Source organism: Mesorhizobium sp. M7A.F.Ca.MR.362.00.0.0, from assembly GCF_004023175.1.
GTDB lineage: Bacteria > Pseudomonadota > Alphaproteobacteria > Rhizobiales > Rhizobiaceae > Mesorhizobium.
Map to the genome: position 1 here is coordinate 1 of NZ_RZTF01000087.1, position 11,835 is coordinate 11,835.

Consider the following 11,835-nt stretch of genomic DNA (forward strand, 5'->3'; position numbering starts at 1 on the left):
CCTCGCCATGCATGGCCCGACTGCGGGCTACACGGTCGAGCAATACCGCGAGCGGTTGAATTTCGAGCTTGGCATCATCACCAAGATGAAGTTTCCCGGCTACTTCCTGATCGTTGCCGACTTCATCAAATGGGCCAAGGCGCAGGGCATTCCGGTCGGGCCGGGCCGCGGTTCGGGCGCAGGCTCGCTGGTCGCCTATTCGACGACCATCACCGACATCGATCCGCTGCGCTTCTCGCTGCTTTTCGAGCGATTCCTCAATCCCGACCGCGTGTCGATGCCCGACTTCGACATCGACTTCTGCCAGGATCGGCGCGAGGAGGTCATCCGCTACGTCCAGCAGAAATACGGCCGCGACCAGGTCGGCCAGATCATCACCTTCGGTACGCTGCAGGCGCGCGCCGTGCTGCGCGACGTCGGCCGCGTCCTGCAAATGCCCTATGGCCAGGTCGACAAGCTCTCCAAAATGGTGCCGCAGAATCCGGCCAACCCGGTCAAGCTCGCCGACGCCATCGCCAACGAGCCGCGCTTTGCCGAAGAGGCCGAGAGGGAGCCGATCGTCCAGACGCTGCTCGACATGGCGCAGAAGCTGGAGGGCCTTTACCGCCACGCCTCGACCCATGCCGCCGGCATCGTCATCGGCGACCGGCCGTTGTCGGAACTGGTGCCGATGTACCGCGATCCGCGCTCGGACATGCCCGTCACCCAGTTCAACATGAAATATGTTGAGCAGGCCGGGCTGGTGAAGTTCGACTTCCTCGGCCTGAAGACGCTGACGGTGCTGGAAACGGCTGTGAAGCTGATCCGCCGGCGCGGCATCGAGATCGACCTGGCAACGATCCCGCTCGACGATCCCGAGACTTACGCTATGCTGTCGCGCGGCGAAGTGGTCGGCGTGTTCCAGGTGGAAAGCGCCGGCATGCGCAAGGCGCTGATCGGCATGCGGCCCGACTGCATCGAGGACATCATCGCGCTGGTCGCGCTCTACCGCCCCGGTCCGATGGAGAACATTCCGACCTACAACGCCAGAAAGCATGGCGAGGAGGAGATGGCGTCGATCCATCCCAAGATCGACCATCTGGTGAAGGAGACGCAAGGCGTCATCGTCTACCAGGAACAGGTGATGCAGATCGCGCAGGAGCTGTCCGGCTACTCGCTCGGCGAAGCCGATCTGCTGCGCCGCGCCATGGGCAAGAAGATCCGCGCCGAGATGGACAAGCAGCGTGAGCGCTTCGTCTCCGGCGCGGTCGAGCGTGGCGTCGGCAAGCCGCAAGCCGATTTCATTTTCGACCTGCTGGCCAAGTTCGCCGACTATGGTTTCAACAAATCGCACGCCGCCGCCTATGCGGTGGTTTCGTACCAGACCGCCTATCTCAAGGCGCATTATCCGGTCGAGTTCCTGGCAGCGTCGATGACGCTCGACATGGGCAACACCGACAAGCTGGCCGATTTCCGCCAGGACGCGCTGCGCCTTGGCATCGAGGTTCTGGCGCCTTCGGTGATGTCGAGCTTTCGCCCCTTCGAGGTCGGTGAGAACCGCATCTACTATTCGCTGGCAGCGCTCAAGGGCGTCGGCGATGCGGCGGTCGAGCACATCGTTGCCCAGCGTGGCGAAAAGCCGTTCAAGAACCTCGCCGATTTCTGCGAGCGGGTCGATCCCAAGATCGTCGGCAAGCGCGTCTTCGAAAGCCTGATCATGGCCGGCGCGCTCGATTGCTTCGGCCACGACCGCGCATCGATGATGGCGGGCGTGGAACGCATGATGGGACTGGCGTCGCTGGCGCAGCAGAACGCGGTTTCCGGCCAGCACGACATCTTCGGCGCTTCGCTCGGCGCCCAGTCGCAGGCACTCAATCTGCCGGCGACGGAGCCATGGCTCGCCGCCGACCGGCTGCACCGTGAATTCCAGGTGGTCGGCTTCTATCTCTCGGCGCACCCGCTCGACGAGTACAAGGCAGCCCTGCAGAAGATGCGGGTTCAGACGTGGGCCGAGTTTTCGGCGGCCGTCAAACGCGGTGCCGCCGCCGGCCGTCTGGCCGGCACGGTGACGTCCAAGCAGGAGCGCAAGACGCGCACCGGCAACAAGATGGGCGTTATCGCCTTTTCCGACACATCCGGCCAGTACGAAGCCGTGCTGTTTTCCGAAGGACTGGCGCAATATCGCGATCTGCTCGAGGCCGGCCGCTCCGTGGTCATCACCGTTGCCGCCGAGGACAGGCCGGAAGGCGTCAATCTGCGCATCAACTCGGTGCAGTCGCTGGAGGACGAGGCAAGCCGTATCCAGAAGGCACTTCGCATCTTCGTGCGCAACGCCTCGCCGATCAACACGCTGGCCGGCCAACTGACTGTCAGGGGCGAGGGGCAGGTCAGCTTCGTGCTGATCAAGGACGAAGGCGAGGGCGAAATCGAGATCGAGCTGCCGAACCGCTACCGGATTTCGCCGCAGATCGCCTCGGCGATGCGCGCGGTGCCGGGCGTGGTCGAAGTGGAGCTGGTGTGACCCCCGCTCTTTCTCGCGCGCGGCAGTCAGCCGGGTGGTCGCTGCCGCGAACGCCAGCGCAGTCAGCATGAAGCCGGCGCAGAGGAACGGGTCGCAGGCGGTTTCAGCCTTGGCGCGGCTGCGTGACAGGCTGCGCAGGCTCTATCATGGGCGCACGCCGGCCGCTTTCCGGTTCCAACTGGTGGCCGTCGTCATCGACCTCGCCATCATCGCCTTCTTCATCGCGACGCCGGTTCTTCAGGACAAGCCGTCATTCCTCTGGCTCGACTATTCGGCGGCCGCGCTTGTCGCCGCGGACCTGGTCGCCCGGCTGCTTGCCTCCAAAAACATGCTGCGGCTGATGAAGCAGCCGACGTCGTGGGTCGATGTCTTCATCCTTTTGACGCTGCTGATGCCGACGGCGTTCGCCAATCTCGCCTTCCTGCGCATCCTTCGGCTGTGGTCGCTGTCGCGCAGCGGTTCGCTCTGGCGGCATCTGGAGATGCGCGGCCTGCGGCCGTGGCGAGAGGCCAGCCACGCGGTCATCAACCTTTTGACCTTCCTGTTCGTCATCACCGGCTTCGTCTACACGTTCTTCTTCCGCACTGGCGCCGGCCTGGAAAACTATATCGACGCGCTTTATTTCACCGTCGCCACGGTGACGACGACCGGCTTCGGCGACATCGTGCTGCCGGGCATGGCCGGCAAGCTGACGGCAATCGTCACCATGATCATCGGAATATCGCTGTTTGTCAGACTGGCTCAGGCGATCTTCCGGCCAGCCAAGGTTTTGTTTCCCTGTCCGCAGTGCGGCTTGCGGCGGCACGAGCCGGACGCCGTGCATTGCAAAGCCTGCGGTCATCTTCTCAACATACCCGACGAAGGGAACTGACGGCCGGCGTACTACGACGCCGCCACTTCGGCCGGCTTTATAGCCCTGCGCTGAAGATTGAGCAGATTGCCCATCAGTATCAGCAGCGCGCCGCCGGCGGTGAAGGCATCGATCTGCTCGCTATAGAGCAGCCAGCCAATCAGCGCCGATAGCGGCACGCGCAGAAAATCCATCGGCGAGACGATGGTCGCATCGGCATAGCCAAGCGCGCGGGCCATACAGAAATGCGACGACATGCCGGTGAAAGCGATCAGCACGATCCACGGCCATAGCTCCAGTGGCGGATTGCGCCACGTATAGAGCGCCGGGATGAGACCGACCATCGACTGGATAATCAGCATCCAGCAGATGATGCGCACGACGCTGTCAGTCCGGGTCAGCGATTTGATCGTGACCACCGAGATGCCGAAGCAGGCCGCGGCACCCAGCACGACGAGATGTCCAGGGTCGACCGAGCCGACACCGGGGCGCACGATGATCACCACGCCGATCAGCCCCAGCCCGATCGCTGCCAGCTTGGGCCGGTTCAGCCTTTCGCCCAGAAAAATCACCGCCAGGATAGCTGTCCAGATCGGCGTGGTGAATTCGATCGAGATCAGCACCGCCAGCGGGATCAAAGTGAGGGCGTAGAGCCAGGCCGCCTGGCCCGTGTAATGGATGACGTTGCGGGCGATATGGGCAATGGGGCGCTGCGTGCGCATGGCTCGAAAACCGCCACTCATCATCACCAGCGGCAGAAGGATGAAGAAGCCGATCACAGAGCGCAACTCAAGCACCTGGAAGACGTTGAGCTCCGCTGTCGTGGCTCGGCCGGCGACCGTCATCCCAAGGAAGGAAGCGATCGACAGTGCCATCCAGAACGCGGCCTTGGGGATCGAGGGGGTGGGTGCCATTCGCGCTATGTCGCAGGCGAGGGCTTCTGCCGCAATCGCTACACAAGGCATTCTTCTGGGCCAGTCGCGACTGGCTGGGTGTGGTAAAACAGTCGTGTGGCGGGCGGAACCTGAAACGGCAAGTGGCGTTGAGTTCCGGTGGTCAGCCGTGCTCGCGGACCGTCCCGCCTTTTTCAAGATCGACAAGGAGAGCTTCAATGAGATCCTTCGCGCAATTCGCGCTTACCGGCGGCTTATTGGTTGCGGCAGGCGCGGCACATGCCGACGAGGCCCAATTTCTCCAGGCGTTCAAGGGCAATTTCGCCGGCAAGGGTATCGTCAAGGTCACCACCGATGCGCCGACCGTGAACGTGTCCTGCACGTTCAGCTCGAACGCGACATCGACCTCCCTGTCGCTCGACGGCAATTGCCGGGGACTTGTCGTGGTCACGCGCGCCATCAGCGCGGACCTGAAGGCCAGCGGTGCCAAATACAGCGGCACCTATGTCGGCTCTCGCACGGGACCGGCGCAGCTTAACGGCAGCCGTTCGGGCAACGCGATCAACCTGGGCATTCGCTGGGCCAAGGAGGTCAATGGCGACCGAAAGGCGCAGATGAAGGTCGAGAAACGCGGCGAGAACGGCATGCGGCTGACCGTCATCGACACCGACCCGAAAACCGGCAAGAGCGTGGTGACGAGCAGGATTGATCTGCAGCGCACCTAATCCTCGAGCGGCTCCGGCGGATGGGTGTGGCGGCCCTTGCCGAATGTGTAGCCGGTTTCCACCGCCTTGCGGCCGAACTTGTCGCGCAGGGCGTCGATGGCGCCTTCGGCCATGGCGCGCTTGCGCGATTGGATGTCGACCAGATCGGGCGGGTCGGCCTTGTCGTCGTCCGAGAGGTCGCTGACGCCGATGCCAAGCAGCCGATACTTCGTGCCGTCGGTTTCCTTGCGCAGAAGCTCCACCCCGGTCTGAAAGATGCGGTCGGCGAGCCGGGTCGGATCGCCGAGCTGGCGATTGCGCGTGCGCAGCTTGAAATCCTGGGTCTTCAGCTTCAGCACCACGGTGCGCCCGGCAATGCCTGATTTTTTCAGCCGTGCCGAGACCTTTTCCGAAAGACCCCTGAGAACCGCGACCAGTTCCTCCAGCGACGCGATGTCGGTGTCGAAGGTGGTTTCGGCCGATACGCTCTTGGCATCCTGGTCGGGATCGACGCGGCGGACGTCCTCGCCGCGCGAAAGGTGGTAGAGCCGGTCGCCCATCGTGCCGTAGCGGCGCATCAGGTCGCCGCGATCCATCTGCTGCAACTGGCCGATAGTGCGGATGCCGTCACGCTCCAGCGTGGCGTTGAATGCCTTTCCGACACCCCAGATCATGGTCACCGGCTGCGCCGAGAGGAAGCCGACTGCCTCGGCCTCGCCGATGACCGAGAAACCGCGCGGCTTGCGAAAGTCAGACGCAATCTTGGCGAGGAACTTGCAATAGGACAGGCCGGCCGAAACGGTGATGCCGATCTCCTTCTCGACGGCCTGCGCGAAGCGCGCCAGCACCACAGCGGGCGGCAGGCCGTGCAGTCGTTCGGTGCCGGCGAGGTCGAGAAACGCCTCGTCGATCGACAGCGGCTCGACCAGCGGTGTCAGCGCTTGCATCATGGCGCGCACTTCGCGGCCGACGCGCACGTATTTTTCCATGTTGGGGCTGATGACCACCGCCTCCGGGCAGGCTTCGAGCGCCTTGAACATCGGCATGGCCGAGCGCACGCCCTGGATGCGGGCGATATAGCATGCGGTGGAGACGACGCCGCGCTTGCCGCCGCCGATGATCAGCGGCTTGTCCTTGAGCGCCGGATTGTCGCGCTTTTCGATCGCCGCATAGAAGGCGTCGCAATCGATATGGGCCAGATGCAGCCGGTAAAGCTCTGGATGGCGCGCAAGCCGCGGGCTGCCGCAGCGCTCGCAGCGGCGCGCCTGGCTGCGCTGAAACGTCAGGCAGTCGCGGCAAAAACCGTGATCGGGATTGTTGACAGGGGCCGCCATCGCTGCGAACATAAAGAGAACAGATGCAATGGTACGACAGTGCAAGGCCAGCGACAAGGCTGGCCTGGGGAGAACGCATGAGCACGACCATAGCGCCACTTGCACCCGAGCTTTGGGCTGAATTCGAGGACCTCTTCGGCAAGCAAGGCGCCTGCTACGGCTGTTGGTGCACGCATTTCCGGCTGGCGCCGGCGATGCGCCGCGAGAGCAGCCGGGAACGCAACAAGGACCACATCAAGGCGCGTATCGAGGCCGGCCCGCCGCCCGGACTGCTGGCATTCGAGGACGGTCAGGCGGTCGGCTGGATGCAGATCGGACCGCGCGCCGACGTGCCCGAATGGAACAATCAGGGCAGGGGCTCGGCACCGGTCGATCCTGCCGACGGAGCGGATCCGGGCGTCTGGGCAATCTCCTGCTTCTTCATCCGCGTCAAGGCCCGCGGCAGGGGCATCACGCATCGCCTCGTCGAAGGCGGCATCAATTTCGCCCGCCAGAATGGAGCCCGGCTGCTCGAGGCGTGCCCGATGGATCTATCTCGCGATTCGCGCTCGATCGGCCTGTTCGTCGGTTCGTCACGGGTCTTCGAGAAGGCGGGTTTCGAGCGGCTGGTGGAACGCAAGGCGGGCCGCCCGCTGATGCGGCTGGTGCTTTGATGAGGTCCGCTCGTGGCTTGTTGATCTCACCTTGCGGTTGCAGCAGTAATTTCATACCAGACGGACGTCCCTTCTAAAGCGCATGCGCTTTGGGGTTTTGTTTATGCATGTCGTTCTCCCAAACCGGGACCCACTTTGGGCGACATGCATTAGGTCAAACGGAGAATTCGCGTGAACCGTGCCCTGCCATTCGTTTTCCTCCTTGCGTTGAGCGCGCCTGCGTTCGGTCAGACCGTCGATAGTCAGGGTGCGAAGCAATTATCCGACGACTTGTCCCGCTATGTCGGCAAGCAGGCCATCGACAAAGGCATTTTGAAAGTTTCGCTTGAAGGTGGCGCCTACAGGATCCTGTTCGATTTCAAGGCACTTGCGGCATCGTTTCCGGACCAGAAACTGCTGAAGTTCGACTTCGCGCCCTATGCCCTGATGGTCAAGCCGCGCAGCGACGGGTCCTGGGATGTCTCCATGGATTTCTCCCAAACTGCCTCCTTCGAGTTCAACGGACCCGAGGGGCTGCAAAGCACTCAGTTTTCGATCAAGGACGGCAAGGGTTCGGGCGTCTACGATCCAAATCTGGCGGCCTTCACCAGCGGCACCAGCTCGATGGCCGGCATGACGATGGCATCGAAGGATGCCAAGCAGCACATGGAAGCCAGCACGGGCGCCGGCATCGCGACCGTTGCCGCGACCAAGTCGGCGACCGGGGGCGTCGATTTCACAACCTCGCAGAAGGTGTCGAGTTTTGTCGAAGCGATCAATTTCGATGACCCCGAGAGCGGGCTGAAATTCCCGGTCACCGTCAGGTCGCCTGAACTGTCGGTCGAAGCCAGCGGCAAGGGCGTGCGGACCAAGCCATTGCTCGATCTCCTGGCCTTTGCGGTGGCCAACGAGGACGAGGCGACGCTGAAGGCCAACCAGGCGCAGCTCAAATCGCTTCTGCTCGCCGCCTTGCCGCTTTGGCAGCGTATCGACGGGACCTACGGTTTCAAGGATTTTGCGGTGGAAAGCCCGGTCGGCAATTTCGGCGCCACCCAGCTCAGCACCGTGTTCGGCACCGATGGCGTCGCCCAGAACGGCACGATCACGTACGGCATCAAGGCATCGGGGCTGACCGTGCCGACCCAGCTTCTGCCGAGCTGGAGCGTGGGGTTGTTGCCCACCGATGTCGATTTGAACTTTGGCGGCGCCAATATCGATCTCGACAGCATGGCGAAGAAGGCGATCGAAGCCTTTGATCTCAATAAGAATCCCCCTCTGTCGGCCGAATTCGGCGAGCAGCTTAAAGTCGACTTCTTGGCCAAGATGCCGAAGGTCGTGCTTGGCCACAGCACCGTAAAGAACAAGGACACGGAGATCGCGCTGGAAGGCGAGATGACATTCCCAGGCGAAAAGCCCGAAGGAAGCGTAACCGTCGATGTCGCCGGCTTCGACAAGCTTGTCGAAGGCCTGCAGGAAGCGGCAAAGTCGGAACCGGAGGTTGGCCAATACGTGCCAGTCGCTCTCATGGCGAAGGGCTTTGGCAAGACGCTGCCCGATGGCCGGCTGGAATGGATCGTCAATGCCAAGGCCGATGGCTCGGTCACCGTCAATGGCGTCATGCTGAAGCCCGCCGATCCGGCCGTGGACGACAGCATGGATGATGGTGACGGCGCCGATGACAGCGGAGACGACAGCGGCGGCGCAGGTGCGAACTGAACCCTGAAGCTGGAGTTCAGAGCCCCAGCGCGCTTGCGATCTTGGGCGCTGCCTCGTGCCAGTCCTGGACGACGACCACATCGTCCGTCACCGGCGGCAGGAATGCGCGCAGCGAATTGTCGGCCATCAGGTGGAACAGTTCGGCGTCGGCGACCGATTCCCGTACCGACGCCAGATTGTGCGGCTGATCGTCGACGAAGACCACCGGTCGGCCGGCCTTGCCGCGAAGCTTGGCCACTGCCGGTCCTTTGGCCATTTCAGTGGTCAGAAGCGGGTAACTCAGCCCAAGCGCCTCGAGATGGACGCGACGCACGGCACGGTGTTTGTGCGGCATGGCCGTCAGCAAGATGATTTCCGCGCGATCGCCAAGCCCTGCCAGGGCTTCTGCCGCGCCGTCAGTAATGTTTTGCCAATCGGCTTGCGCGTCAAAGAAATCGGCCAGCAGTGCCGTGACTTCGGGCTGTTCGATCAGGCGGCCGCTGGCGGTCTCTGCGATGTTGCCGGTCAGCCGGAACGAGGCCAGCGTCAGGCCATAGCCGCGCGCCTTGAGGAAATTCGGAAACGGTCGGATGAATTCGAGCACGACATCGTCGACATCGAGGACAAGCAAGGGTCGGTCGTCGGCTGCCAGTTCTTCGATCTGGCGCGCGGTTTCCGGATCATCGCTCATATGGAATGCTCGTGGTTGTCGTCGCCCAGCGGCAGCGACCGCAAGGCTTTGCCGACAGCCGCCGGCGGGGTGCCGGTTTCCTCGGCAAAGCGCATCAGAGTCGGCTCGTGGGCGAGGATGAACTGCAGGACACCGGCCAGAAAACCCGGCTCGCTGGCGGCTTTGCGGATCGAATGGACCTCTATGCCGGTGATTGCCAGAAAGCGCGGCAGAAGCTCCGGATCGGAGGCGACGAAGCCCAGGGCCTTCACGGCAATCGATTCCGCTTCTTCGCGCATTGACGCTGCGTTTGCCATCACTACCTTCGGTGTGTGGAATGAGTCTCTCCCGCAGTAATGGCAAGAGTTGCTTGCGGCAAGCCATTAGAGCGTGGCGCGCCCTTTGGACGCGCAGGGGACGAGGTGGAATTCGCGCTGTTTTCCAGCCGCGGATTTCCGTTTCGTCAATCATATTGCCGTAAAGTGAAGCAGGGTTTGATGCGTTCAGACATGGGCGCATGACGGTTGCCTTCGAAGCGGAAGGGCAGCCGGGACGGGAAATCGATGCCGAAGAAGGTTATGATCGTCGAAGACAATGAGCTCAATATGAAGCTCTTTCGGGACCTCATCGAGGCAAGCGGTTACGAGACCGTGCGCACCCGAAACGGTCTGGAAGCGCTCGATTTGGCGCGCCAGCACCGGCCGGATCTGATCCTGATGGATATCCAATTGCCTGAAGTGTCGGGGCTTGAAGTGACCAAATGGCTGAAGGAAGACGACGAACTGCACGTCATCCCGGTCATTGCGGTGACCGCCTTCGCCATGAAGGGCGACGAGGAACGTATCCGCCAGGGCGGCTGCGAGGCTTATATTTCTAAGCCGATCTCGGTGCCGCGTTTCATCGAAACCATCAAATCCTATCTGGGCGATGCGTGATGTGCCCCTTCAGCCGAGCCGGAGCCTTGTGAAATGACTGCGCGGATCCTCGTCGTCGACGATATCCCTGCCAATGTGCGGCTGCTGGAAGTGCGGCTGCTGGCCGAATATTTCGAAGTGCTGACCGCCACCAACGGGCCGGATGCGATCGAGACCTGTGAGAACGGCAAGGTCGATGTCGTGCTGCTCGACGTGATGATGCCGGACATGGACGGCTTCGAGGTCTGTCGGCGGCTGAAGAGCGATCCGGCGACATCGCACATTCCGGTGGTGATGATCACCGCGCTCGATCAGGTCTCCGACCGCGTCCGCGGGCTCGAGGCCGGTGCCGACGACTTCCTGACCAAGCCGGTCAACGACCTGCAGCTTATGACGCGCGTCAAGAGCCTGGTTCGCCTGAAGTCGCTGACCGACGAGTTGCGGCTGCGCGCCTCGACGACGCGCAACATCGGCATCGAGGAGTTGCTCAGCCGCAATTTCGCATCCGAGGACACGACGCCCAAGGTGCTTTTGATCGACGAACGCAAATCATCCGTCGAGCGCATCCAGAAGATGCTGCGCGACCGGGCCGATCTCGACGTCACACATGATCCGCATGCCGGTTTCTTCCAGGCCGCCGAGACGTCCTATGAATGCGTGATGATCTCGACCGCGTTCGCCGATTTCGATCCGCTGAGGCTCTGTTCGCAGTTGCGCTCGCTCGATCGCACCCGTTTCGTGCCGATCATCCTGTTGGCGGAGGAGGGCGAGGAGGAACGCATCATCCGCGGCCTCGAACTCGGCATCAATGATTATCTGATGCGGCCGATCGACCAGCAGGAGTTGACGGCGCGGCTGCGCACCCAGGTGCGCCGCAAGCGTTACAACGACCAGCTGCGCGCCAGCGTCACCCAGACCATCGAAATGGCGGTGACCGATGGACTGACCGGGCTGCACAACCGCCGCTATCTGGACAGCCACCTGCAGACGCTGTTCGATCGCGCCGTGGCGCGGCGCCGGCCGCTGTCGGTGATGATCACCGACCTCGACCGCTTCAAGGCGATCAACGATGCGCACGGTCATGACGGCGGCGACGAGGTTCTGCGGGAATTCGCACGACGGCTGCGCAAGAATGTCAGGGGTATCGACCTTGCCTGCCGCTTTGGCGGCGAGGAGTTCGTGGTGGTGATGCCGGACACCGAGGGCGCGGTGGCCGAGAAGGTAGCCGAGCGCATTCGCGCCGAAATCGCCCAGGCGGCTTTCGCCATCGGGCAGGACGGCAAGGCGATCGAAGTCACGGTCAGCGTCGGCGTGTCGTCGGTGCTGAAGGGCGTGGACACGGTGGCGGCGCTGATGAAGCGTGCCGATCTCGCGCTCTACGAAGCCAAAAGCGGCGGCCGAAATCGCGTCGTCGCCAAGGCGGCGTAGCGATCCAGCCCCGATTATCCTGTCAACCCGACAGGGTTACCCGTTTACCTTAATCCAAGCGATTCGCGAGCCTTGGTTAAGAAACTGTTGATTTTCATAAGCTCTTGCGCAACTGTGCAGGCCAAGACGAAGCCGGCACGAGGATAGAAAACCGGCTCCGATCCTGGGAATACCCCATGATGCTCAGGTCCGCCGCATCTCCTGGGTCCGTGGGG

The 11,835-nt window shown here is 62.7% G+C and carries 11 protein-coding genes; 7 read left to right on the forward strand and 4 right to left on the reverse strand.

Annotated features, from left to right (window positions below; genetic code table 11):
• A partial coding sequence (dnaE, locus tag EOC06_RS13720) for a DNA polymerase III subunit alpha (protein ID WP_128307997.1) occupies nucleotides 1–2,500 on the forward strand: 2,500 nt, incomplete at its 5' end.
• A 67-nt stretch (nucleotides 2,501–2,567) separates the two neighbouring features.
• Nucleotides 2,568–3,371 (forward strand): potassium channel family protein, encoded by an 804-nt coding sequence (locus EOC06_RS13725; RefSeq protein WP_128307998.1) that lies wholly within the window; start codon nucleotides 2,568–2,570, stop codon nucleotides 3,369–3,371.
• An 11-nt stretch (nucleotides 3,372–3,382) separates the two neighbouring features.
• Here EOC06_RS13725 and EOC06_RS13730 read toward each other — a convergent pair whose 3' ends face one another.
• Complete coding sequence (locus EOC06_RS13730; protein WP_127269138.1) at nucleotides 3,383–4,264, reverse strand: DMT family transporter; 882 nt, start codon at nucleotides 4,262–4,264, stop codon at nucleotides 3,383–3,385.
• 197 nt (nucleotides 4,265–4,461) lie between these two features.
• On the opposite strand from EOC06_RS13730, the gene EOC06_RS13735 reads away from it, so the two are divergent.
• A complete protein-coding gene (locus EOC06_RS13735; RefSeq protein ID WP_128307999.1) occupies nucleotides 4,462–4,968 on the forward strand; it encodes a hypothetical protein in 507 nt (168 codons plus the stop codon).
• Here the strand turns inward: EOC06_RS13735 and EOC06_RS13740 are convergent.
• The gene (locus EOC06_RS13740) at nucleotides 4,965–6,293 is read right to left on the reverse strand and encodes a DNA polymerase IV (RefSeq protein WP_128308000.1); all 1,329 of its coding nucleotides are present in this window, start codon (nucleotides 6,291–6,293) and stop codon (nucleotides 4,965–4,967) included. The genes EOC06_RS13735 and EOC06_RS13740 overlap by 4 nt on opposite strands.
• Before the next feature lie 65 nt (nucleotides 6,294–6,358).
• On the opposite strand from EOC06_RS13740, the gene EOC06_RS13745 reads away from it, so the two are divergent.
• Nucleotides 6,359–6,934, forward strand: coding sequence for a GNAT family N-acetyltransferase (locus tag EOC06_RS13745; protein WP_128308001.1), 576 nt, complete (start codon nucleotides 6,359–6,361; stop codon nucleotides 6,932–6,934).
• 171 nt (nucleotides 6,935–7,105) lie between these two features.
• Complete coding sequence (locus EOC06_RS13750; RefSeq protein WP_128308002.1) at nucleotides 7,106–8,629, forward strand: hypothetical protein; 1,524 nt, start codon at nucleotides 7,106–7,108, stop codon at nucleotides 8,627–8,629.
• Between the two features lie 16 nt (nucleotides 8,630–8,645).
• On the opposite strand, the gene EOC06_RS13755 is transcribed toward EOC06_RS13750, so the two are convergent.
• Together EOC06_RS13755 and EOC06_RS13760 are read right to left on the reverse strand one after the other, a co-directional pair.
• Entirely contained in the window at nucleotides 8,646–9,299 is a 654-nt protein-coding gene (locus EOC06_RS13755) for a hypothetical protein (RefSeq protein WP_128308003.1), read from the reverse strand.
• Nucleotides 9,296–9,595, reverse strand: a complete 300-nt coding sequence (locus EOC06_RS13760; protein WP_024503583.1) for a DUF3572 domain-containing protein — start codon at nucleotides 9,593–9,595, stop codon at nucleotides 9,296–9,298. Before EOC06_RS13760 ends, EOC06_RS13755 begins: the two co-directional genes overlap by 4 nt.
• Nucleotides 9,596–9,841: 246 nt before the next feature.
• Between EOC06_RS13760 and EOC06_RS13765 the strand changes: the two genes are divergently transcribed.
• Nucleotides 9,842–10,213: a response regulator gene (locus tag EOC06_RS13765; RefSeq protein WP_013531932.1), complete on the forward strand. Its 372-nt coding sequence runs from the start codon at nucleotides 9,842–9,844 to the stop codon at nucleotides 10,211–10,213.
• A 33-nt stretch (nucleotides 10,214–10,246) separates the two neighbouring features.
• Nucleotides 10,247–11,620: a PleD family two-component system response regulator gene (locus EOC06_RS13770; protein ID WP_023810534.1), complete on the forward strand. Its 1,374-nt coding sequence runs from the start codon at nucleotides 10,247–10,249 to the stop codon at nucleotides 11,618–11,620.
• Nucleotides 11,621–11,835 lie beyond the last annotated feature (215 nt).